The following is a 23,034-nucleotide window of genomic DNA, read 5'->3' as shown; positions in this document are numbered from 1 at the left end:
TTCAGGATCGGCACATACATAGCCATCTCTTACAAAAATCTCTTTTCCGCTGAGATAATGTTCAATCTCTGATTGCAAATAATCAAAGTTTTCAGGAGAAATCGCTTTGTTGGTTTTTCCCCACCATACCTTATCAGCTGTATAGTCATCTTTTACTAAAAAACGGTCTTGAGGAGAACGTCCTGTAAATTTCCCTGTATTTATCGCCAGTGTGCCATTACTGGTCTCTTTTCCCATGCCTTTTTCAACAGTAATACGTTGAAGCTCTTCTGGAGGTAGATTCCAATGAGCAGTTACATTATTGAGGTTATAAACGCTCAAATCTCTGTTTTTTGGAGTAATTACTTGATGTGTCATAATATATATTTAAAAGGTTAACAATTTAAAATGGCCAAATTAATGGCACTAATAGTACAGTTGTGCTCAGAAATAATAGTAATAACGGAAACCCAACTTTGAAATAATCTGAAAATTTATAGCCTCCAGCCGCTAATACCATGGCATTTGTTGTGGTACCAATTGGTGTTAGAAATGCAGTAGAAGCACTAATAGCAACGGTAATCATCAGTGGCTCAGGCGCAATTTGCAATGTACTCGCAGCTAATAGTACAATTGGTGCCATGAGTACAGCTGTTGCTGAATTATTTATAAACTGACTAAACATAGTAGTCATTAAAAAGATACCAGCTACCAGATATAACGGACTAGCATTACCAAGAAAACTAATAATCCCATTGGCTATGAGTTGTGCAGTTCCTGTTTTTTGAAGAGCTATTCCCATAGGAATCATAGCTGCAATCATAATCACACTCATCCAACTGATACTTTTGTAGGCTTTGCTAATAGGTACACAGCCTGTAAGTAGTACAATACCTGCGCCTATTAAAGCTGCAACAGCTCCTGGGACTAGGTCAATAACTAACAAGACAATCATTAAGACTAATGCTAATAAAGCGATATATGATTTAGGGGTGATGTTGTCCACATTTTTAGACATTCCTTCCGGACTACCACATATGACAATGTTTTCGTGCTGGTCTTTGAGTTGTTCAATATCTTGCCATTGGCCTCTGATGATGAATCCGTCACCAGATTCAACTTTCATGGTCTCACCAATAAATGGTTTTCTATGTCGTGAAGTGGCAAGCAACTGAATCCCAAAACGTTTAAAATACCTATTGAGCTTAATACGTTTGCCAACTAGAAATGACTTTGGAGTAACCAATACTTCAGCCATTCCAACCTCCTGATTGATAAGGTTATTTCTTAATTCGTCCTGAATAGGTTCTACAGGAAGAAGTCCTAATCTGAATTTAATCATCAGTCTGTTAATAGCTTCAGTATCTCCTTTAACTGTTAATATATCGTGATATCTCATTTCTGTTTCAGGAGACGGAAATTCAATATAGGGTTGTGTTCCTTTAAGCACGTTTGGATGTCTTCGTTTTAATCTTATGATATTGACCTGAAAGTCTTTTTCAAAATTCCAATCGCTGATCTTGGTATTGATTAGTGGTGATACAGATCTAATTCTTAATCGGTAATAATCATTTTCAATTTTGTATGCCTCAATCCATTGGTGAAGTGTGGTGTGAATATCAACAGGTTTATTATTGGTTTTATACTTTGGAAGTATCTTAAAACCAATATATCTAAAATATAATATGGTGATTATTAATAAGGGCAGACCTATTAGTGAGAATTCAAAAAATGAGAATCCGCTATAACCAGCATCGATAAGCGCATTGTTTGTAATGATGTTGGGAGGCGTACCAGTTAATGTTAATAATCCGCCAGTATTAGAGCCAAAAGCCATAGGCATTAAAACTTTTGACGGCATTGTTCCAATACTCCAAGCAGATGAAATGGTTGTAGGTAGTAAGGTTGCAACAGTTCCGGTATTACTAACAAAACCAGATAAAATTCCAGCTCCCATAGTAATAATTACTAAAAGTTTTGGAACACTTTTGCCTGCCCATTCAATTAATTTTTTACCTGCAAGAGCTGTCCAGCCAGTTTGAGAAAGTCCTTCACCTATGATAAATAGAGAAGCAATCATAATGACGGTTGGATTACTAAACCCACTTAAGGTTTCGTTGAGATCTAGAATTCCAAAAAGAAATAGACTTACCATTGAAAGTAGAGCCACTATATCTGGTGTGAATCTTCCCCAAGCGAAAAGAATGATAGTAATGGTCAATATGGTAAGCATGAGATACATAAGCTTGCTTAATAGCGTTTTATGATTACTATAAAGTTAGATGTATATAAGAGGATTTAATATGACTTATGTCATAGAAATAGCAGGTCTTAGACTTTTACAGTTTTACTTATATTTGGTAGAAATTATTGCATTAAATATTTACGAAAACGTATGAGTAGTATTGAGTTATAAATGCTAGCTTTGTTTTATGAGATAATTTTGATTTTTCTGTAATGAAAAATTGACCAATACGATTTGAATTGTTCAAAACGGACGTCAATTTATGTTATAGTTCTTAAAATAATTGATATTATGAAATTAGATATATTAGCCTTTGGAGCACATCCTGATGATGTAGAACTGGGTTGTGGCGCTACAATTGCAAAAGAGGTTGCTAATGGTAAAAAAGTAGGTGTTATAGACTTAACTCGTGGAGAGTTAGGAACTCGAGGTACTGCTGAAACCAGAGATCAGGAGGCTAGTGATGCTGCAAAAATATTAGGGGTTAGTGTTCGGGAGAACTTAGGATTTGCTGATGGTTTTTTTGTGAATGATAAGGAGCATCAATTAGCGGTTATTGAAATGATTCGGAAGTATCAACCAGATATTGTGCTTTGCAATGCAATTGATGATCGACATATCGATCATGGAAAGGGGAGTAAGTTAGTAAGTGACGCTTGTTTTTTAAGTGGATTATTAAAAATTGAGACTGAGCTTGATGGAACAGAACAGGAAAAGTGGCGACCAAAGCAAGTGTATCATTATATTCAATGGAAAAATTTAGAACCAGACCTCGCTGTTGATGTCTCTGATTATATTGATGTAAAAATGGCGTCTGTCTTAGCTTATAAAACACAGTTCTATGATCCTGATAGTAAAGAACCTCAAACACCAATTTCAAGTAAAAACTTTACAGATAGTATAAAGTATAGAGCCAGAGACTTAGGTCGTTTAATAGGCACAGAATACGCTGAAGGCTTCACTGTTGAACGTTATGTCGCTGTAGACAGTCTATTTGATTTGAAGTGATAATTTTTAAAAAAAAGTCTTTGTAGTAACTGTGAAAAGATTTACATTTGCACACGCATTACAAAAATGCATATGGTGGCTCTTTAATTTGAGCAATCCTTTTACAACGTTTTTTAAAACGTATAATAAATCACATGGTGGTTCTTTCATTGGTTAGAGCAATCCTTTTATAATGTTTTTCTAAAACATATAATAAAATACATGGTGGTTGTAGCTCAGTTGGTTAGAGCATTGGTTTGTGGTACCAAGGGTCGTGGGTTCGAATCCCATCATCCACCCTTCAAAATGAAAACCAATCCTGAAAAGGATTGGTTTTTTATTTAAAAATCAGATAAGCTTTGCTTAGATCTGATTTTTTCCTCTAAAAATATAACTCGTAGTTTTCATTTTGATGAAGACTTGACAGATGATTTTGGGATCATGTTTATAATCCCATCATCCACCCAAAAGTAAAAGCCTTTCAGAAATGAAAGGCTTTTTTTGTATGTATAACTAATGAGATTTTAATTACTCCGCAGCTGGTTCAGCTTTATCAACAGTAATTCTCTCATCACGGTTTGCTAATTCCCAAGCCGTATGAAATACCAAACGAGTTCTATTTTCTAATAAATCGTATTCAATCTTATCTGGAGTGTCACCTGGTTGGTGATAGTCCTCATGCGTACCATTAAAATAAAAGATTACTGGAATGTTATTTTTAGCAAAGTTGTAATGATCACTTCTGTAGTAGAAACGATTTGGATCATTTTCATCATTATAAGTATAATCCAGCTCGATATTCATGTATTTCTTGTTGACCTCTTCGGAAATATTATGAAGCTCAGTACTTAATTTATCACTTCCAATAAGATACACGTAGTTTCTATCGCCTTCACGTTTTGGATCGATACGACCAATCATATCGATGTTAAGATCGGCAACTGTATTTTTTAGAGGAAATATCGGATCGTTATCAGAGTAATGTCTAGAACCTAATAACCCTTTTTCTTCACCAGTAACATGTAAGAACAAAATAGAACGTTTTGGTGTATAGCCATCATTAACAGCTGTTTTAAAGGCTTCGGCGATTTCTAGAAGTGCTACTGTACCAGAACCATCATCATCAGCACCATTATATACTTTTCCATCTTTAATACCTTCGTGGTCTAAATGAGCAGAAATTACGATAATCTCATCTGCTTTTTCTCCTCCTTTAATCAGTGCAACGACGTTTTCAGAATCTACGCGTTCTGCTTTGCTCGTAATTTGAGCATTGATTTTTGTTGCTATGGTTTTTGGTTCTGCTGAAGCCATCACATCAGGATGAATAGCCTTAGCTAATTTATCTCCAACCATAACAAATAACATTGGTTTATCATTACTTTTTAAAGAGATACGTCCAGCTCTCCCAGACTCAGCCATTTGCTTATAATAACCACCGTATTGTCCTAGCATTTCCTGATTGTAAAATAATATAGCTTTAGCACCTTGGGCTTTTGCTGCATCACGTTTAGACGAAATGGAAGATCTTCCCCAGCTCCATTTTGTATTTTCTGAAGAACCGGAAGTGACATAATTTCCCTGTTCGTCTTTTGGCTCACCAGCTTTTACAAGAACTACTTTTCCTTTTACATCCAAACCTTTATAGTCGGAATAGTTATCAGCATCAATACCATAACCAGCATATACGACTTCATCAATATTAAGTGTTTGCGATCCTACACTCCCTAAAAAAAGGAAATCCATATAATTATCAAGTGCAGTACCGTTGATGGACATATTTACATCTGGAGCTTTTTGTTTTTCTAAAGGTACTTCCTGAAAGTAATCATCTCCAGGTAAAGGAGAAGGGACTCCCATTTCAACATATTGGGCTTTGAGGTAGTTAACTGCTTTCTTTTGTCCTGGAGCTCCAGTTTCGCGACCTTCAAACTCATCTGATGCATAGATATAGAGCATATCTTTTAATTCATCAGAAGTTATAGAATTTGCGTAAACAGTTGGGTCTGCAGGCTTTTTATTCTCCGCATTTTTTGCTGAATTTTGATTTGAACTCCCACAACCTACTAATAGTAGAGCAAGAGCAAAAATCTTAAGTGATGTTTTCATCTGTGATATTTAGTGTTACATTGATTTTCAGAACCCTAATATTACGAAAATTCTGGATGATTCTGGTTTTTAACCCTTAGTCTTTAAGCAAAATTTAACAACTTATTAAGAGTCTACATCAACTACAATTCTGTTTTCCGAATTTGCCAAATACCATGCTGTGGCAAATATGAGTTTTGTGCGTTTTTCTAGTAGTGGATAATTGATTTTTTCTGGAGTGTCTGTCGGTTCGTGGTAATCTTCATGTTCGCCATTGAAATAGAAAATAACCGGAACTCCTTTTTGGGCAAAGTTATAATGGTCTGATCTGTAGTAATAACGATTAGGGTCATTATCTTTATTGAGTCTGTAATCCAACTCCAGATTAGTAAATTGCTCATTGGCTTCTTCTGAGATGAAGTGTAGTTCAGTACTTAAGCGATCTGCACCAATAATATAGATGTACTCTTCATTGTCTTGATGCGAATCATCAACTCGACCAATCATATCGATATTGAGATTAGCGACTGTGTTTTTCATTGAGAAGATGGGATATTGCGTATAATATCTTGAACCATTGAGACCTACCTCTTCACCTGTAAGATGTAAAAAGACCACACTACGTTTTGGTGCATGACCTTCGGAAGCCGCTTTTTTGAAAGCTTGAGCCATTTCTAAAACTGCAGCTGTTCCAGATCCATTATCGTCAGCACCATTATAGATTTCGGTGTCATTGTATCCTTCATGGTCAGAATGCGCTGAAATAATTATGACTTCCTCTGGAAATTCGCTACCTTCAATATAAGCAATTACATTTTGTGAATCTTTTATTCCTTCTGAAAAGTACGATTCGGGAACATATTGATAATATTTTGAACCCAATGGCGATTTAATACCTTGTTCTACATAATAATCCTTTATGAATTTTGAAGCTTTGTGATGACCAAACTCTCCAGCTCGACGACCTTTGAAATCATCAGATGAAAACTTGTATACATGTTCTTTTAATTCGTCTTCTGTAATGGAATTGAGATACCTTTCAACTGTTTGAGTATTTTCATAAGTGATACTCTCTTTGAGTTTTTCTATTTTCTCAGTATGTCGTAATGTAGCACATGAACCAACCAAGGTAAGGGATAAAGCAACAAGTTGAACTTTCATTCTCGGATTAAATAAGTGTCTGATTTTGATTCAAATAAAATAAAAAAAAAGGTAATACCGAAGTATTACCTCATTTAATTTAACGACTCAATTACTCATCAATTTCAAGTCCTTCAAGTTCATCTATCGATTCTTGTTCCAGTTGTTCTTCTTTTTGTTCTAATTGTTCAGTATTCCCAACTTCTACAGTATTGAATATAGCCTTATAGGTTGTTAATATTAAGGCAATGATAGTCATTAAAAAAATGAGCTGTATCGATTTCTTTCCTGAATGTTTGTCTTTAGACGTTACTAGAGCTAAAACGCCAAAGATAAGTGCTGCTATAGATGGTATGTATGCAATTTTAGATAACGGCGTTACTGCCAAAATTAATGCAAGAATAGCTGTTATAAATCCTAAAACGATAAACAATTTTTTCATAATGTATTAGTATTTGAGTCCAGTTGCAGATTTAATCTTCAATTCTCCACTTCCTACAGCAATTTTAAATTTTGCATATACAGGAACTTTGTTTTGATCGGCTGTTAGCCATAACAGATTGGCATTATTTCCCTTAAGCACATCACTGTTATTAATTGATATAGCGAGTTTATAACATTCTTTTCTTCCTAGAGCTGTATTGATGGTCTCTTTACTTAAATACTTGATAGTTACGACAGATTCTACATTGTCAAAAAGTACTGTAAAGTTTTGACTGTCGCCCACATTAGCCTTATGAATGTCTAAGTTTCTTATGTGATAAAGTGTGGTAACAAGATCTCTTGTAGATGTCCCTATTTTTACGGTTTTTTTCTCCTCCCAATCAGTTCCATCTCTTCGTTTTTTTCGTTTTAAACTAGAGACCGTTCTACTTTTATGATTGAACTTATACTTCATAAACTTCTTGTATCCTCCTTCGTCAATATCTCTATTGTATAGATAAGGTGTTAAAGTTTTTGGACTAACATAGCTTTCATATAAGTCGCGAATTTTGAAGAAGCTATCCCATTTGCTGTAGGTTGCTGCAGTACATTTAAGTTTGAGTAAGGTTGATTTTGATGTTTTTACTTCGCTAGTTTCCATAGTCACCTGAGCCAGTTCATTTAATAGACCAGACATATTATAAGATGCGCTAAATGTTAACTTTTCTCCAGCTGCTATAGTTTTATTTTGGGCTGTTGATAGCATAGAGCTCAATATTATGAGCATTGATAACAATAATTTCATCATGATAAGTTTAGTGTTAATAACGGTATTATTAACATATATTGTGCCGAAAAATACAATGCTTTAGACTTTCTAACTAATTTTTTTTATAAGTTTTAGATCATTGCTTTTCGCGAAGATGATATTTGTCATAATTTTATCGAAGAGTTGTTAGTAACTTAGAGTATAACCAAAACAGCACTTCATTTATGAGAAAGATATTGCTTCCTACCGATTTTTCAGATAATTCTATTGATGCCATTCATTATGCTATCGATTTTTTTGGATCACAAGCTTGTGAGTTCTACTTACTCAATGTGCAAAAAGTATCTTCTTTTGTTAGTGATGATCTTATGGCAATGCAACCTTCAGAATCGTTATTTAATTCCATCGTAAATTCTTCTAAAGAGCGTTTGGAAGAACTTATAACACATATTGAAAATCAGTATGAGAATAAATTGCACCAATTTAAGTCGAAAGTTGATTATGATAATTTTATAGATGCCATTAATCAACTTATAGAAATTGAAGGAATAGATTTGATCATTATGGGAACAAAAGGTGCTTCTAATATTGGCAAAACTATATTTGGTTCTAATGCTGCAAGAGTGATTCAGCGAGCTAATTGTCCGGTGTTAGCTATTCCGAACGGTTATAAATATCATCCGATAGAACACATCGCTTTTACCTCAAATTATTACACCAAGTACAATACTGAAGATTTAAAACCACTTCTGGATATTGTTGATATGAAACAAAGCCAGATTAATATCTTACATGTCAAAGAATCTGAACATTTAACAGAACATCAGGAAAACAACAGAGCATTATTGGATGAGTGCTTTTCAAATACCAACCATGCGTTTATCGAATTGGAAGAAGGTGATCTGTTTAAAAAAATTACAAATTATTTAGTCGACAAAGACATCAATCTATTGGCAATGATGAGTAGAAAGCATTCGTTCTTAGAACGTTTATTTGTTAGACATGCTGCAGAAAGTTTTGCTTTTGATCTCAAAGTGCCTCTTTTAGTTATGGAAAATACTGGTGAGTTCTATCTCAAATAATGATATATTATAAGTTCATTAGAATAGATACGTTAGTTATTGGTGAGTATACTTATGATACCAATTGCCAATATTAGTCCTAAAACAAAATTTCTGAATTGTTCTTGTGAGAATCTATTCAGTATTTTCTTTCCAATCCATGTACCAACAAATCCAATTACAATTAAAATTGGAATGAGATATAAGTCATGCTTATGTATGTATCCATTAGTATAATAAATAATAGACCGACTAAAATCGACACCTAGGTCAATGACGGCTGAGGTTGCTATAAATTTATTTTTATCAAGCTTAAAAGCAGATAAGGTTATACCTCTAATTGCACCACCAGTTCCCAATAATCCAGCACTTAAACCAGATAAAGAACCTCCAAGAATTGCATTTCTGGTTTTTGGTAAGACTCTCAATTGCTTGAAAATTAAAAACAAACTACTGAGTAGTACCAAAAAGAAACCAAGAATATACGTTAAGATTTTTGGATCCAAGAAGTTGCTGAAATAGGCTCCTAAAGAAACAAAAAGGATAGCAGGTATCCCTAAGTATATCACAATATGCTTATCAAACCCTTTTTTAAAAAGCATTATTTTGCTGATGTTACTTGAGAGATGGAATAATGCTGTAATACCTAAGACCGATTGAAAGTCGAGAAAGAGATTAGCTACTGGTACAAAGTATACTGAAGAACCAAAACCACCAATTGTTCCTAAAATTTCGGCAAGAAGCGATAGGATAATAAATATCGGAAGGTATTTGGTTAGCATATAGTTGAGAGACTATTAATTTGCTGTCTCGTTGATGTTGCTGTCTTTTTGTTCAGAAATTGGATTAATAAGTTGTTCTTCCTCTAAAACAACAATGGCTAGTCTTACATAATCTTTTATGGTTTGCTCTATATTAGTAGGATCAGTAATATCGATATAACCTTTCCAAATCAGTTCTCTGTCTTTAGTTGGACAAATACAATACATTGATGTTTCGGCATGATAAATTGTATATTCTTCATAGTATTCAGGATTGTAGAAAACATCTTGATACATGAGGTATTCTTCAGTGAAACGTCTGTGAGTTTCATCATAACCTTTGTAGTTTTTTTGATAGGCTATTTTGTCTTCTATACCAATTATTTTGGTTAGTAAAATAGTATCATAACCATCTTCAATAAGTTTAGCTTCAAGTGCATTCAGTTCCGCTTCAGTTATGCGTTCTTTTTTTTGTGAGGGCTCCAACATATCGAGGCTTATTTCTGCTTCAGTTCCTCTGAGCTCAAATTCCTGCTGTAAATGTTTTTCGAATTTTTCTCTAACATCTAGATCAGATGTCAATCCGACTACAAGAATTTTATAGGGTTCATAAGTATCAATATCTGGGTTTTTCCAACTTTCTACCAATTGAGTTGATGAACAATTCATAAGAAGTAATGTGACGAGTATTAACGATAATTTTTTCATGGTAGTGATATGTTAGATTATTTTTTATCAATGAGGTGTTTTAATTTCTCTTCTTTTTTAATGGTTTTTACTATTTCAAATAACCTAGATTTGAGATGTTTATAATCGTTTAAAAAACTGTTGATAATACCAACCAAATTTTTATGCTCTTTGGTATAGTAATTTTCTTCTTTAATTTGATCAATGCCATCTACCATAATTTGAAGATCATTTTCATGAGTTTTAATAGCCTCTATAAGTAAATTGTTCTGGGTTTGAGATTTTTTAATGTCATCAATTAGCGCTTTGCTATCAGAAAATTTATCACCACTAATCAATTGTGATGTGAATGTTGTGATTAGGTCTTCAAAGAACAGATGCTCATCTTGTATGAAGTATAATTCTGAAAGCCATTCTTTAGACGCCTCGTGCATTTCATCTGCACTCAGCCATTCAATATAATGCGCATGTGTTTGTATAGATTTCATAGTGTGATTTTTTAAAGAAAAAAAGCAGAAAACAGTTGTTGATTGCTTTCTGCTTCTCTTGGTTACTACTGAATTTCGATCACTTTCTTAGAGTCTTCTTTCTGATCTTCATTTTTTAGAAGGTTCAGTTTGAGAATACCATCTTTATAAGTGGCTTTGACATCTTGATCTAGATTGATAGATTTAGGTAATGTAAGTGATCGTTGAAAAGAATTATAACTAAACTCTTTTCGAGTATAACCTTCATCTTTTTCCTCTTTTTCTTTCTCTTTTTCACCACGAACGTGGAGTACGTTTTCATCGATTGTTACTTCAAAGTCTTTTTTAGAAAATCCTGGAGCAGCAAATTCAATTTCAAAATCTTTATCATGCTCTTTAACATTCATAGCAGGCATTAAACTGTCTTCTTCAAAAAAATCACTTTGAAAAAAATCATCGTTACTGAGGAAGTTTTTTATGCCTTCATTTGTCCAAGGAAAAAGGCGGTTTCGATTGTTAAATTTAATTAGTGACATTGTGTATAGATTTTAGAGTTAAACTTATTTGTCTTTCTAAATTACAAAAGAATGGTATGCTCTAAAATGATAAATATCAGTTTGATAGCGCAGTTTTTATAACATTAACTTATCTACGTCAGCTAGCTTTGGAATGGTTGCATTCCAGTTGAATGTATCTTTTAATTTAACTCTAAATGCATCTAAAGCTGTGGATTCGCCATGAATCAAATATGTTTTTTCTGGTATGTTTTTGATTGCGCTCAACCAATTCAATAAATCTTTTTGATCGGCATGAGCTGATAAACTTTCAATATTGATTATGGTTGCTTTTACTGGGTAATATTTTCCAAAGAAACGTATTTCATGTACACCATCCTGAAGTTGCCTTCCTCTAGTTCCTTCAGCCTGATAACCTACTAGAAGAACAGTAGTGCTAGCAACATCTATAAGTTGTTGAAGGTAGGTGAGAACACGTCCGCCTGTAACCATACCACTTCCGGCAATGACTATTTTTGAACGTTTATCGTCAATGGTTTCCCAAGTCTCTTTATACGATTGGATGATATTCATGTGGTTACACATGGCATTGTATTCTGACATTGGCAATTTATGCCATTTTGGGAATTGTCTAAAAACTTCTAAAACATTATGTCCCATAGGACTATCAATAAAAATTGGAATATTAGGAATTTTATTTTTTTTGTATAATTTCCATAATATATACATCAGTGTTTGCAGGCGTTCTACAGCAAAACTTGGAATGATCAAGTTTCCTTTTTTATAGATGATTTCATTAATAATATTGGCTAGTATTTCCTCTACATCTTCCTTAGGATGTAACTTATTTCCATACGTGCCTTCAATAAAAAGGAAATCTGCCCACTCAGGTCGCTTAGGGTCATTTAGTAAGTAATCATTTTGCCTGCCAATATCACCAGAAAACACAAATCGTTTTCCATTAATGTCAAGTTCTATAAAAGTCGCTCCAATAATATGACCGTTATATTGAAATCGGTATGAAATATGTTGAGATAATCTAAGCCATTTATCTTCAATTTCTACCTGAAACTGCTTGATTGTTCGTTCTGCATCTAATTTGGTAAAAAAAGGCAGAGCTGGATTATGAGTACTGTATTTTTCTTTATTGGCTTTTTCGGCCTCTTCTTCGTGGATTTTTGCACTGTCTTTTAAAATGATCTCTGCAATAGCCAATGTAGGCGCTGTACCTATAATTTTTCCGCTAAATCCTTGTTTAATAAGTCGTGGTAAATAGCCAACATGATCCAAGTGACCATGAGTCAATAAGACGACATCAATAGCTTCTACTTTTACAGGAAGATCGCTCCAATTGAGTTCTCTTAGTTCTTTTAGACCTTGAAACATGCCACAGTCTACTAAAATTGTTTTTTCTGATGTTTCAATAAGGAATTTAGAACCTGTAACTACACCTGCAGCACCTAAAAAATGAACTCTTGCAAAATTTTCCATGATATTAATAGTTTATGAACACAATTGTGATATCTCAAATAAGATTTTTTCTTTTCTTGTTTCTGAAACTCCTAAATGATCCAGATAGAAATTATCATGTAACAAATCTCTACAAAGCACAATATCTCTGCTGAGCAAGAACTGTTTTTCTCTGTTAGTTAGTAATGTTGAAACAGTAATTGGGTACAAGCCTAGACGATCAATTCGTTCTTTAAGACTGTCGTTTTTTGGATAATCCCAACTTAAAAGGTAGAGTCCGCAACAGTTTCCATATTGAAGTGCATCTTTAGTAAACCTTGTATTGGTAACTAACCAACCTTTAGCTAGTGTTGTTTTTTTATTTGGGTTTGAACTCCAATTCGCTTTTATATCGTTGTAACGCGAATTGATATACAATGGCACTTTTACATTACACTTTAAACCTTGCTCTCCATGAAACTTACATTCAATGATAGTCATCTCAGAATTTTTTTGAGCAATGATGTCAACCTCATGTGAGACACATTTTCCTTGTTGTATTTGACCAACCTTAGTTATATATCCAGAATAATTTAGTATAGCACTCACAAATCGTTCAAAAGGGAAGCCAGTTGGACCAAGTTCGTAAATGGCTTTTTTGAGTTTGTATTTGGATGCAAAATAGCTTTTCTTTTTTTTGAGTAAAGCAAAGGCTCTATTGTAAATCTCTTTAGTAGATATTCCTTGATACAATTCATCTCGTACTTTATCAATAATTTGATTAATAGTCGTATGATCTGCACCAGTACGTTTTAATGATGATCGTAATTTTTCTAATGAAAATCTAACTTTTTCTCCTGATGATTTTGTAATCTCAAAATTTGTAACTTCCATGTTTCTGTTTTTAGAAAGCTGTCATAACCACAGTGATTACTGCTATTTTACTTCATCAACTCATATTAACATGAATGCATATCAATTTGATTCAAAGAAGTGTCTTACCCATGCAATAACTTGATTGTTTGTCATGCTATCGGCTTTTTTTACGCCTTTAACTTTTGCGCTTAATGCTTTGTAGCTATCGCGCAGTTCATTGTATAATTTTTCATTAGTGCCAGCAGGACCAAAAATTACAAGTCGATCTGCATCTTTAATTTCAGCAGCAATATTTTTGAAGTAATTTTTGAGCTGGTGTTTTTCGCGTTCAGAATATTTACTGTCTTGCACCACGTCTTGCGGTCCGCCTTTAAAACGTGTTCCAGATCCGCCGTGTGGACGGTAATGCTCAATATTGGATGAAATGGTTTTTAAAGTTTCTTTTTCGTCTTTAATAAAAACTATATGAGCTTTTTCTTTATCTATCCATATACCTGTATTTTTCATAGTGGTCGTGTTTTAAATGATACATTAATAAATCTACATATTGAATACTCCAATTAAAATGATAATTATCAACTCATTAATCTGGGATAACGAAAAATGGAACTAATGGGTGAAATCCTATTTTTTTTATCACAGGTTCTTTGACAATGCTTTCAATAAAGCTGTGTTTGTAATTCACCATGGCTAGCATATTTATTTCAAGAAGTTCTATAAAGTCGTTGATTTCCTCAGACTTTTTCGCATAGTTTGGCATGAAATGAAAACTGTAGTCATAATCTTCTAAATAGCTTTCAAGCATGGTCATGTTATATTCCTGTACACCAGTGAGCATGTCTTTAGAAAGAATACAAACCACTCTAATTTTTGAGTCGTATAGCTCAACAAGATCTCTTAAGAACTTGAGTTCTCGATCACCATAGCATCTACTAAAGTCGGTAGGGAAAGCAATTTGATTAGGTGGTGTGAATTCGAATTCATCTGGTACAATCAAAATAGGGCAGAGCTTGGTTTTTTTTATAATCTTTACGGTATTGCTTCCAAAGAAAATTTCTTTAGCTCCAGTAGCACCTTTCGTTCCCATAACAACAAGGTTAATACCATACTTGGTGATTGCCATATCAATAGCATCTTGTAAATCTGATGCACTTAAGATGATTTCAAAATTATGATTAGCATTGGCATTTGTAGATTCTGCCATGTCTTTTAAATCATTAAGATCTTTCATGGCAGATTCTGTCATGATATTCAATAATTTATTCGAAAAATTAGACATTGTAGACACTTTCATTTTTGTGGAATGTAAGAAGTAAAATGTACATTCCTCATCGCTAAATAATTTCAATGCATAGATGGCTGCACTCCAAGCGTTATCTGAAAAATCTGTGGGTAATAATATGCTCTTTCTCATGATATTTGTATTTAATGTTAGATTAACATGCGCCTTGTGTCATAGTTTTGATGGTATAACTAAAAATGGGATGTTCAAATGAAATCCAATATGCTTTATGTTAGACTTAAAGAACAGGTTTTCAAAGAATGAATGCTTGTTGTTAAGCATGACCAACAAGTTTATTTTTGATTTCAACTGAAAATCAGCAATGGCTTCCGGAATGTTTTTATGAGTTACGATATGGAACAAATGTTCTGTCTTTTTTAAATAATTTAATAACCGATGTTTATTTTGTTCTTGTTCTTCGGTTAACTCATTTCCTTTCGATACATGCAATATATTCACTCTCGAATAAAATCTATTTGTGATATCTAAAATGGGTTTTATATGACTTTCCTGAAATGCTACCTGATAATCAGAAGGGAATAAGATCTCGTGTGGTGCTTCAAAATCAAAATCACTTGGAATGGCCAATACTGGACATTTTGCTTTTTTTATAATGTGGATGGTGTTAGATCCAAATAAGACTTCTTGTATGCCAGAAGCACCTTTAGTACCCATTATGATCATGTCCATAACATGTCCGCTGTGTAACTCATTGATCTCGTCGGTAAGGGTGTTAAACGCCGATATTCTGGAGAACGTATGATTGGGATTCTTAAATTCAGTATCGATACGTTCCTGAATTTTTTCCAATCCTTTTTTAGACACTTCTTTCATGGCATTTTCCAATCCGTGTTGAGCCATATAAAGCTGGGCCGCCTCTAATTGATAAATAATTGGTGTGTAGGTGTTTAACAACGTGAAATTACATGTTTCATCTTTAAACAACTGAAGTGCATATTTGATAGCATTCCAGGAATTATCTGAAAAATCGGTAGGTAATAATATTCGTTTCATGATACTAAATTTTAATGGTGTACTCAATAGTTATACAATTGTTCGTTTTATATTTTGCATTGCTAAAAATGGAATATCAATATTAAGAGCCATTTCATCTATTGCAGATTGAAATAGTATGTGTTCTAAAAAGGAATGTCTTGTATTGACCATGACCAGCATATCTGCATGTTCCTCTTTGATGTAAGTGAAAATGGCATTGACAATATTTTTATTTTCAACAGTTTTAAAATCCAGACTGTTTTTACAAAGCTCTTCTGTTAAGAATCGTTTGTTATCTTCTTGACGTCGTGATAATTTTTGACTTTTAGAAATGTAAAGCATTACAATTTTAGCTCGATAAGGGGACGCCATTTCACAGAGCAAGTTCAATTCTCGTCTCTTATACGGAATCATATAATTTGTTGGGAACACGATATGTTTTGGTTGCGTGTATTCATAATTCGCAGGAATAGACAGTACAGGACAACTTACATATCTTAACACTTGTAAGGTGTTACTACCAAAAGTTAATGATTTATCATTGGTTGCTCCTTTAGTACCCATGACTATAACATCAATGTTTTTTCCTTCGGAAATGAGATCAATCTCATCCACTAAAGCGTTATATGCAGACATGGTTTGGTAATGATGTCTCGGATTAGGAGATCGTGTTTTAACAGTTTGTAGTAATGTGCTTAGTTGCTCTTCAGAACTTTTGCGTCGCTCTTCAATTAGAGATTCTATAGACTCTGTTTTTATAAGCTCAATGTCTTTGTAAACTTCATCTTGATAGGTATGCAAAAAATACATATTAGTTCTCTCATACTTAAATAGTTCTAATGCATATTTTATGGCGTTCATTGCATTATCTGAAAAATCTGTTGGTATTAAAACATTTCTCATGGTCTTATAATTTACTTTAAATGTAATGTCTGTAAGACGAGAAAACAATGACGAATATCAGGCTTTTAGAAAACTAACAATCTTTGGTGTTGTTAAGACTACATTTCTGTAATACTTGATGATCTCTGCTACCATAACGATAAATTGTTATGCCTTTGAGTTCATATTGCCATGCTGTAAAGAAGATTTTAGAAACATCATCTACAGTTACATCTTCAGGTAGATTAATGGTTTTAGAAACTGCATTGTCTGTGTGTTTTTGAAACGCTTTTTGATGAAGCAAATGGAAAGACCAATGTATATCTAAACTCGTCTGAAAAATGGATTTGATGTGTTCAGGAACCGATGAAGCATTTTTTATACTTCCTGTTTCAAAAACTTTATTCTTTAGTTCATTAGTCCATAAATTGAGTGTTTTCATTTTCTGAAGAAACACAGTATTGATCTCTGTTTGTGTTTTATTGCCTAAAATTCCAACACGTTTAAAAGCCAGCGCAAACAAAGGTTCTATAGAATAGGAAGTGTTGGCTATGACTGATATAGTACCTGTTGGAGCTATACTGTTACAAGTAGCATTTCTTAATTTGTTGTCAGGAAAATAAAAGCTATTATTCCAGTTAGGAAACGTAGAACGTTCTTCAGCAAGTAGTTTTGAAGCCTTGTAACTTTCAGCTTTAATAAACTTCATAACATCTTCGCCAAGTGCAATAGCTTTTGTTGAGGCATAAGGAATATCGAGTAGCATAAGTAATTCTGCCCATCCCATAACCCCTAAGCCAATTTTTCTGTTAGCTGTCGTTATGGATTTTATATCTGGTAACAGGTAATGGTTGAGCGTAATAATATTATCTAAAAAGCGAATGGAAAGTTGAACAGTTTTGGATAACTCTTCCCAATCTATCTGTAGTTGTCCTTTATTGTGCAAGATCATTTTAGAGAGATTTATAGATCCAAGGTTACAACTTTCAAAATCCAGTAGTGGGACTTCGCCACATGGGTTTGTAGATTGTATATTTCCAAGTTTTGGTGTTGGATTACTTGTATTTATCGTATCTAAAAAAATCAAACCAGGATCACCAGTTCGCCAGGCTTCCTCAACAATACTCTTCCAAAGTTGTTTTGCAGGTAGTGTTTTAGAGACGTCTTTAGTTCTGGGATTAACCAAATGCCAGTCCTTATTGTGTTTTACCGCTTTCATGAAGTCATCAGTAATACCTACAGAAATATTGAAATTTTCAATAGCTTTTTTAGAAGATTTGCAGGAGATAAATTCTTCAATATCTGGATGATTAATATTTAATATGCCCATATTGGCACCTCGTCGTTTGCCTCCTTGTTTTACATATTCAGTAGCAGCATCATATATTTTCATGAATGCTACAGGTCCTGATGTGGTTCCGCTGGTTGAGCTTACTATATCGTCCTTAGGCCGTAGTTTAGAAAAATTGAATCCAGTACCACCTCCGCTTTGATGAATTAATGCGGCATTTTTTAGAGTAGTAAATATGCTGTCAAGACTATCTTCAATAGGTAATACAAAGCAGGCACTTAATTGACCATTTTCACAACCAGCATTCATTAGTGTTGGCGAATTGGGTAAGAATTTCAATGAACTTAATAATTCATAAAATCGCTGCTTATAGTGCTTTTTTTGGTGATGTTCGCAACTAGAAACATGAGTAGCGACTCGGCGTAAGAGTTCATCAGGTGTTTCAATTAAAACACCATTCTTATCTTTAAGAAGATATCTGTCTTCTAATATTTGGATGGCATTATTTGTAAATACATTCATTTGACTTCATTAAACCAAGAAAGCCAAACGTAGGTGTTTGGCTTTCTTAAATAATAGAGAATCCCCAATCTCAATATGATAGTCATATTCAATGACAATATAAATATAGTTACCACATAGTTTTTATAAAATGATATTCGTCAGTTTTAGAATAAAATAAAAAGAAAGCCAAATTGTTTTGGCTTTCTTTTAACTGATTAATAGCAATATGTTGAGAATCTCCACACTCAACACTATCATTGTTTAATGATGTTTTAAATATATAAAGGCATGTTAGCAAAAAAAATGATTCTTATCAGTTTTGGTACTTTATACTACATAAGAATGATATTATAACTGATATTCAGTAGAAACAATCCTACAAAAAACAAAAGCATATATATAACTTGAACAAGTTTGATGTTTATGATGTCTAAACATTTTACAGTCGGTTTAGGAAATATAAATAGTGCTAAACCTATAATAAGAGAAGTCCAGCCAATGAGTGTAATAATTAGTTTATAACTCAACTCCCATATATTATGAAACTGAATGTTTAATAATCCTACAATAATGGCCAAAAAGGAGGAAAGGATGAGAAATTTTTCATCATTAAGATCTTTAAAAATTTGCCTGATACGTTTTGGGTTAAGACTCAGTATAAAAAAGAATATCATAAGATACCAACCCCAAAATTTTGCTAAAAAAACTGAAACTTCCATAGTGCTATATTTATTCGTGTAATACTAGAAACGGTATGTCTGTGTGGTAGCTAATTTTTTCAACTCTGGAATGAAACAATAAATGTTGAAAATAATTTAGGTTTTTGGCTACCATCACAATAATATCAATATCTCTACTTTCAACAAAGCATTGAATAGCATCTTCTATTTTTTTATTGGTGAGATAATGGAAACTGTATTCAAATCCTTCGAAAAAGTCTTCGAGCAGGTCTTTATTCCTTTCCTGATCTGAGTTTAATGATTCATCCTTCTTAATAATATGCAGAATTCTCAGAATCGCATTTTTTTTGCTCAGTATTTCAGATATAGGCTCGAGTGTTTGAATATCATAGGATAATGAGAAGTCTGTTGGAAATGCAACCTCTTTTAACGTATCATATGTTGCGTTTTCAGGTACAATTAGTGAGGTGCATTTTACTTTTGTAATGACATCTCCAGCATTGCTGCCAATAATGAATTCTTTTATGCCAGAAGCTCCTTTTGTACCCATAACAATCATATCTATTCTCTTTTCATCAACATGTGTTCTTACTGATTCTAAAAAGAAATTATAATCTGTTAGCGTGTAGAACTTATGATTATCATTGTTGTCAAATTTCTGACTTATACGTCTTAAAATTGTTTTAAGTTTTGACTTGGTAGGTTTGATATAAATAGTTTCTATCTCTTCATGAGATGGGATATAGTGCGTGTCACCTACTATAAGATTTTCCAATGTGTTGACATGAAGCAAATAAAAATTGCACTTGGTATCTTGGAAATAATGTAATGCATATTCGATGGCATTCCATGAATTCTCTGAAAAATCTGTGGGTAGTAATATATTTTTCATCATCAATCTGTCTAGACTAACAAAGCTACAGAGAGACGATATGTTATAAAATGATATCCATCATTTTTGAAAATAATTAGAAGGCTAATAGATGCTTTTTAATTTTTCGAGATTAGCAATCTTGATATTTCTGCCTTCCATTTCAATTAGCCCTTGCTTTTTAAAATCGGTCATAGTTCTAATTAAGGTTTCGGTAGCTATACCAGCAACACTGGCAAGATCACTACGAGATATTTTTATTGGATCTTCTGGTTTTCTATTAAGTTTAGCAGCAAACTTTAAGAGTGTAGAGGCTGTTTTCTTATGCACTGAACTATAAGCCATTTGTAGAAGCTGATCTTTTATTCCGGTTAAATCACTTGTTAGCATTTGTATGAGCTCTAACGTAACTTTATGATTCTTTTCCAGAACATCATTAAGTTCTGTTTTTGTAATGGCAACAACTTCAGTATCTTTTAATGCTGTTGCTGTTTCTTGATAAGGCATGTTTTCAGTAAAAGATGTAAATCCGAATAGGTCATCTTCTTTGTGTAATGCAGTAGTTAATTCCTTGCCTTTTTCATCAAAAATATAGCATTTCACAACACCTTTGGTAATTAAATAGATATAGTTGGAACTGTGACCTTCAATGTAAATATCTTCATTTTTATTAAAATTGAAAATCACACCATTATCGTCAAAGAAATTCTTTAGATCATTCAATGATTTAAGTTCATCATTTGAACTCTCTTGTATCTTAGGACTTGTTTTTTGATCATTGATAATAGCTACTTTTGCTAAACGGCTCTCAATAGCACTAATGAGTTCATCTTCGGTAAAGGGTTTGGTAATGTAATCGTCTGCACCTAGATTCATCCCTTTTCTAACATCTTGTCTTTCGGTTTTAGCAGATAAGAAAATAAATGGGATAAATTTAGTGACTTCCTTTTTTGACAAAGCTTCAAGTACGCCATAACCATCAAGTTCTGGCATCATAATATCACAGATAATAATATCAGGTACATATTGATTGACTTTGTCTACACCGATTTTGCCGTTTGAAGCGGTTATCACTTCATAGTTACAAAGCTCTAAAAGTTCGGCAGTATTTTCACGTAATACAGCATCGTCTTCAATTAATAGTACTTTTTTCATGTTTCGGCTTTATTTGGAAGTTCCATTATAAAGATAGAACCTTCATTTTCTTTGCTTTCAAAATAGATTTCACCATTTAAATTTTCTAAATGATCTTTTACAATATTTAATCCAATACCAGTTCCTTGAGTTAATAATACATTCTCTGCTCTAAAGTACCGTTGGAATATATTTTTCTGGTCTTTTTCAGGGATTCCTATGCCATTATCTTTTACTTTGAAAATAGTAACGGTATCATTTTGAACAATGTCAATATCAATAGTCGTATTCTCTGGTGAATATTTCACAGCATTATTTACCAAATTGGTCAATGCCAATTCCAATATTTTTTCGTCCTGATAAAGTGATATCTCATCTATATTTTCTGGGTAATTTATTTGTTGCCCTTCTTTTAGTAGCATATTAGCATTATATACTACTTCGTTTACTACCTTACTGAGTTTGAAGTTGGTGAACTTATAATTAATTTTACCTTTTTCGAGTTTTTCTAGGGATAAGAAATCGTTGATGATATTGTTGAGGTAAGTAACCTTATTTGAAATGGTCATTATATGTTTGTCACGTTTGTTTTGCTGATGCTCTTGTTGGTATTTACTGAGTAAAATGGTTGACGATTGTATAGCACTTAAAGGCGTTTTAAATTCATGAGACACTAAAGACAAAAACTTGGTCTTTAACTCATTTAGTTCTCGCTCTGAAGCCAGAGCAACACGCAGTTCTTCAGTTCGTTCTTCAACAGTGTCCTCTAGTTTTTCGGTATAATTTTTTTGTTCGGTTATGTCAAGAATTATAGCAACATAAATATCCTTTTCGCCTAATCGTGATCTTTGTAAATGAATATTAACAGGGTAGGTAGAACCATCCTTTCGTTTATGTACAGTTTCAAACTCTATTTTATCGACATTTGATTTATTAAGTACTTCAATTTCTTGTCTAAACTGCTTTTCAGTATAAAGCGGTTTAATATCTAAAGGCGTCATCTTTTGTAGCTCTTCCAAACTGTAACCAATATTTTTTTGTGCACCAAAATTGGCGTTGATAAACTTTAAAGTTTCTGTGTCAAAAACATAGATCTCATTTAATGATTCGTGAAATATTTTGGCAAAATGATTACGTTCTTCTTCAGCTTTCACACGCTTAGATACATCATTTTGTATGCCTATAAAATTGGTAATTACACCGTTCTGGTTAGTAATTGGCATGATGTATAGGTCGTTCCAAAACATTGAGCCATCCTTTTTATAATTGCGAATTGTAACCTGACAACTCTCACCTTTTTTTATGGCTTTTCTGAGTGCATTCAGTGCTTCCTGATCTCTGTCTTTCCCTTGTAAGAACCTGCAATTATGATTTAATATCTCTTTACGTGAATATCCAGTAAGATTTTGAAAAGCAGTATTAAAATATATAATAGGATTGTCTTTTTTTAGCGCATCTGTGATAACAATACCATTTTGAGCCGATTGCAACGCGCTACTTTTTAGCATGAGATCTTTTTCAATTTCTTTTTTTTGTGAAATATCTTTAATCAATGCCATAACATAGTATTTATGATATACTTTAAATGGATTGAGTTCTACTTCTATAGGAATAATATCGCCACTTTTTTTAAGGCCGAAAATATCACTCACTTCACCCATGGTGCGTGTTTTTCCTTTTTTTATGAACGACTCAAAATGCTTTTGATGAGCTTTGTGATAATTTGAAGGAATGAGAAGATTTAAATTCTTGTTGATAATCTCATTTTTTTTATATCCGAAAATATATTCAGCAGCTGTATTTATTTCTACAATGGTTTGCTGATTGTCAACAATAACCACACCCTCTGAAATCGAGGCTAGTAAAATGTTGAATATTTCCTGATCCTGCGGAAACATAACTGATTATTTAGGGTTAGTTTTCGTATTACGAAAGTTACGAATTTTA

General features: G+C 33.2%; 23 protein-coding genes and 1 tRNA gene. 3 read left to right on the top strand and 21 right to left on the bottom strand.

Annotated elements, in window-relative coordinates:
- Positions 1–357, bottom strand: a 357-nt coding sequence (locus tag Q0951_RS09980) for a phosphoenolpyruvate carboxykinase (ATP) (RefSeq protein ID WP_299336466.1), incomplete at its 3' end; no start/stop codon positions are given.
- Positions 358–382: 25 nt separating this feature from the next.
- Complete coding sequence (locus Q0951_RS09975) at positions 383–2,212, bottom strand: SLC13 family permease (RefSeq protein WP_299336465.1); 1,830 nt, start codon at positions 2,210–2,212, stop codon at positions 383–385.
- 303 nt (positions 2,213–2,515) lie between these two features.
- Here Q0951_RS09975 and bshB1 point away from each other — a divergent pair, with 303 nt between their 5' ends.
- Both bshB1 and Q0951_RS09965 read left to right on the top strand, forming a co-directional pair.
- The gene (gene bshB1 / locus Q0951_RS09970) at positions 2,516–3,232 is read left to right on the top strand and encodes a bacillithiol biosynthesis deacetylase BshB1 (protein ID WP_299336464.1); all 717 of its coding nucleotides are present in this window, start codon (positions 2,516–2,518) and stop codon (positions 3,230–3,232) included.
- 204 nt (positions 3,233–3,436) lie between these two features.
- Positions 3,437–3,510: transfer RNA gene (locus tag Q0951_RS09965), tRNA-His, on the top strand.
- Between the two features lie 229 nt (positions 3,511–3,739).
- On the opposite strand, the gene Q0951_RS09960 is transcribed toward Q0951_RS09965, so the two are convergent.
- The 4 genes from Q0951_RS09960 to Q0951_RS09945 all read right to left on the bottom strand — a co-directional run bounded on the left by Q0951_RS09960 (position 3,740) and on the right by Q0951_RS09945 (position 7,670).
- On the bottom strand, positions 3,740–5,320 hold the full coding sequence (locus Q0951_RS09960) for a M28 family metallopeptidase (RefSeq protein WP_299336463.1): 1,581 nt from the start codon (positions 5,318–5,320) through the stop codon (positions 3,740–3,742).
- A 105-nt stretch (positions 5,321–5,425) separates the two neighbouring features.
- Positions 5,426–6,460: a M28 family metallopeptidase gene (locus Q0951_RS09955; RefSeq protein ID WP_299336462.1), complete on the bottom strand. Its 1,035-nt coding sequence runs from the start codon at positions 6,458–6,460 to the stop codon at positions 5,426–5,428.
- A 91-nt stretch (positions 6,461–6,551) separates the two neighbouring features.
- Positions 6,552–6,881, bottom strand: coding sequence for an FUSC family protein (locus Q0951_RS09950; protein ID WP_299336460.1), 330 nt, complete (start codon positions 6,879–6,881; stop codon positions 6,552–6,554).
- Positions 6,882–6,887: 6 nt separating this feature from the next.
- Positions 6,888–7,670 carry a DUF3108 domain-containing protein gene (locus Q0951_RS09945; protein WP_299336459.1) on the bottom strand — a complete coding sequence of 261 codons (783 nt, stop codon included), beginning with the start codon at positions 7,668–7,670 and terminating at the stop codon, positions 6,888–6,890.
- Positions 7,671–7,855: 185 nt separating this feature from the next.
- On the opposite strand from Q0951_RS09945, the gene Q0951_RS09940 reads away from it, so the two are divergent.
- Positions 7,856–8,713 (top strand): universal stress protein, encoded by an 858-nt coding sequence (locus Q0951_RS09940; protein WP_299336458.1) that lies wholly within the window; start codon positions 7,856–7,858, stop codon positions 8,711–8,713.
- Positions 8,714–8,745: 32 nt separating this feature from the next.
- Here Q0951_RS09940 and Q0951_RS09935 read toward each other — a convergent pair whose 3' ends face one another.
- From Q0951_RS09935 to Q0951_RS09865, 15 genes are all read right to left on the bottom strand, one after another.
- On the bottom strand, positions 8,746–9,474 hold the full coding sequence (locus Q0951_RS09935) for a sulfite exporter TauE/SafE family protein (protein WP_299336457.1): 729 nt from the start codon (positions 9,472–9,474) through the stop codon (positions 8,746–8,748).
- A gap of 15 nt (positions 9,475–9,489) precedes the next feature.
- Positions 9,490–10,161, bottom strand: a complete 672-nt coding sequence (locus Q0951_RS09930; RefSeq protein ID WP_299336455.1) for a hypothetical protein — start codon at positions 10,159–10,161, stop codon at positions 9,490–9,492.
- A 17-nt stretch (positions 10,162–10,178) separates the two neighbouring features.
- Positions 10,179–10,628 carry a hypothetical protein gene (locus Q0951_RS09925; RefSeq protein WP_299336454.1) on the bottom strand — a complete coding sequence of 150 codons (450 nt, stop codon included), beginning with the start codon at positions 10,626–10,628 and terminating at the stop codon, positions 10,179–10,181.
- A 65-nt stretch (positions 10,629–10,693) separates the two neighbouring features.
- Positions 10,694–11,143 (bottom strand): Hsp20/alpha crystallin family protein, encoded by a 450-nt coding sequence (locus Q0951_RS09920; protein WP_299336452.1) that lies wholly within the window; start codon positions 11,141–11,143, stop codon positions 10,694–10,696.
- 96 nt (positions 11,144–11,239) lie between these two features.
- Positions 11,240–12,613 (bottom strand): MBL fold metallo-hydrolase, encoded by a 1,374-nt coding sequence (locus tag Q0951_RS09915; protein WP_299336450.1) that lies wholly within the window; start codon positions 12,611–12,613, stop codon positions 11,240–11,242.
- 12 nt (positions 12,614–12,625) lie between these two features.
- Positions 12,626–13,465 carry an ATP cone domain-containing protein gene (locus Q0951_RS09910; protein WP_299336449.1) on the bottom strand — a complete coding sequence of 280 codons (840 nt, stop codon included), beginning with the start codon at positions 13,463–13,465 and terminating at the stop codon, positions 12,626–12,628.
- 81 nt (positions 13,466–13,546) lie between these two features.
- Positions 13,547–13,954 (bottom strand): hypothetical protein, encoded by a 408-nt coding sequence (locus Q0951_RS09905; protein ID WP_299336448.1) that lies wholly within the window; start codon positions 13,952–13,954, stop codon positions 13,547–13,549.
- A gap of 76 nt (positions 13,955–14,030) precedes the next feature.
- On the bottom strand, positions 14,031–14,861 hold the full coding sequence (locus tag Q0951_RS09900; protein WP_299336447.1) for a universal stress protein: 831 nt from the start codon (positions 14,859–14,861) through the stop codon (positions 14,031–14,033).
- 39 nt (positions 14,862–14,900) lie between these two features.
- The gene (locus Q0951_RS09895; protein ID WP_299336446.1) at positions 14,901–15,743 is read right to left on the bottom strand and encodes a universal stress protein; all 843 of its coding nucleotides are present in this window, start codon (positions 15,741–15,743) and stop codon (positions 14,901–14,903) included.
- A 30-nt stretch (positions 15,744–15,773) separates the two neighbouring features.
- A complete protein-coding gene (locus tag Q0951_RS09890; RefSeq protein ID WP_299336445.1) occupies positions 15,774–16,628 on the bottom strand; it encodes a universal stress protein in 855 nt (284 codons plus the stop codon).
- Between the two features lie 73 nt (positions 16,629–16,701).
- Complete coding sequence (locus Q0951_RS09885; protein WP_299336444.1) at positions 16,702–18,420, bottom strand: adenosylcobalamin-dependent ribonucleoside-diphosphate reductase; 1,719 nt, start codon at positions 18,418–18,420, stop codon at positions 16,702–16,704.
- A 314-nt stretch (positions 18,421–18,734) separates the two neighbouring features.
- Positions 18,735–19,121 (bottom strand): hypothetical protein, encoded by a 387-nt coding sequence (locus Q0951_RS09880; protein ID WP_299336442.1) that lies wholly within the window; start codon positions 19,119–19,121, stop codon positions 18,735–18,737.
- Between the two features lie 10 nt (positions 19,122–19,131).
- Entirely contained in the window at positions 19,132–19,974 is an 843-nt protein-coding gene (locus Q0951_RS09875; protein WP_299336440.1) for a universal stress protein, read from the bottom strand.
- Positions 19,975–20,058: 84 nt separating this feature from the next.
- Positions 20,059–21,108, bottom strand: a complete 1,050-nt coding sequence (locus Q0951_RS09870; protein ID WP_299336438.1) for a response regulator — start codon at positions 21,106–21,108, stop codon at positions 20,059–20,061.
- Positions 21,105–22,985: a PAS domain S-box protein gene (locus tag Q0951_RS09865; RefSeq protein ID WP_299336436.1), complete on the bottom strand. Its 1,881-nt coding sequence runs from the start codon at positions 22,983–22,985 to the stop codon at positions 21,105–21,107. The genes Q0951_RS09870 and Q0951_RS09865 overlap by 4 nt, the downstream gene beginning before the upstream one ends.
- Positions 22,986–23,034 lie beyond the last annotated feature (49 nt).

It is taken from the genome of uncultured Psychroserpens sp., from assembly GCF_947501425.1.
GTDB lineage: Bacteria > Bacteroidota > Bacteroidia > Flavobacteriales > Flavobacteriaceae > Psychroserpens.
Note: the sequence above shows the minus strand (reverse complement) of the source record. Positions and strands in the feature narration are given on the sequence as shown.

Coding starts and splice junctions, on each gene's coding strand:
- Q0951_RS09975 (WP_299336465.1), bottom strand. CDS start 2,212: ATGCTTACCATATTGACCATTACTATCATTCTTTTCGCTTGGGGAAGA.
- bshB1 (WP_299336464.1), top strand. CDS start 2,516: ATGAAATTAGATATATTAGCCTTTGGAGCACATCCTGATGATGTAGAA.
- Q0951_RS09960 (WP_299336463.1), bottom strand. CDS start 5,320: ATGAAAACATCACTTAAGATTTTTGCTCTTGCTCTACTATTAGTAGGT.
- Q0951_RS09955 (WP_299336462.1), bottom strand. CDS start 6,460: ATGAAAGTTCAACTTGTTGCTTTATCCCTTACCTTGGTTGGTTCATGT.
- Q0951_RS09950 (WP_299336460.1), bottom strand. CDS start 6,881: ATGAAAAAATTGTTTATCGTTTTAGGATTTATAACAGCTATTCTTGCA.
- Q0951_RS09945 (WP_299336459.1), bottom strand. CDS start 7,670: ATGATGAAATTATTGTTATCAATGCTCATAATATTGAGCTCTATGCTA.
- Q0951_RS09940 (WP_299336458.1), top strand. CDS start 7,856: ATGAGAAAGATATTGCTTCCTACCGATTTTTCAGATAATTCTATTGAT.
- Q0951_RS09935 (WP_299336457.1), bottom strand. CDS start 9,474: ATGCTAACCAAATACCTTCCGATATTTATTATCCTATCGCTTCTTGCC.
- Q0951_RS09930 (WP_299336455.1), bottom strand. CDS start 10,161: ATGAAAAAATTATCGTTAATACTCGTCACATTACTTCTTATGAATTGT.
- Q0951_RS09925 (WP_299336454.1), bottom strand. CDS start 10,628: ATGAAATCTATACAAACACATGCGCATTATATTGAATGGCTGAGTGCA.
- Q0951_RS09920 (WP_299336452.1), bottom strand. CDS start 11,143: ATGTCACTAATTAAATTTAACAATCGAAACCGCCTTTTTCCTTGGACA.
- Q0951_RS09915 (WP_299336450.1), bottom strand. CDS start 12,613: ATGGAAAATTTTGCAAGAGTTCATTTTTTAGGTGCTGCAGGTGTAGTT.
- Q0951_RS09910 (WP_299336449.1), bottom strand. CDS start 13,465: ATGGAAGTTACAAATTTTGAGATTACAAAATCATCAGGAGAAAAAGTT.
- Q0951_RS09905 (WP_299336448.1), bottom strand. CDS start 13,954: ATGAAAAATACAGGTATATGGATAGATAAAGAAAAAGCTCATATAGTT.
- Q0951_RS09900 (WP_299336447.1), bottom strand. CDS start 14,861: ATGAGAAAGAGCATATTATTACCCACAGATTTTTCAGATAACGCTTGG.
- Q0951_RS09895 (WP_299336446.1), bottom strand. CDS start 15,743: ATGAAACGAATATTATTACCTACCGATTTTTCAGATAATTCCTGGAAT.
- Q0951_RS09890 (WP_299336445.1), bottom strand. CDS start 16,628: ATGAGAAATGTTTTAATACCAACAGATTTTTCAGATAATGCAATGAAC.
- Q0951_RS09885 (WP_299336444.1), bottom strand. CDS start 18,420: ATGAATGTATTTACAAATAATGCCATCCAAATATTAGAAGACAGATAT.
- Q0951_RS09880 (WP_299336442.1), bottom strand. CDS start 19,121: ATGGAAGTTTCAGTTTTTTTAGCAAAATTTTGGGGTTGGTATCTTATG.
- Q0951_RS09875 (WP_299336440.1), bottom strand. CDS start 19,974: ATGAAAAATATATTACTACCCACAGATTTTTCAGAGAATTCATGGAAT.
- Q0951_RS09870 (WP_299336438.1), bottom strand. CDS start 21,108: ATGAAAAAAGTACTATTAATTGAAGACGATGCTGTATTACGTGAAAAT.
- Q0951_RS09865 (WP_299336436.1), bottom strand. CDS start 22,985: ATGTTTCCGCAGGATCAGGAAATATTCAACATTTTACTAGCCTCGATT.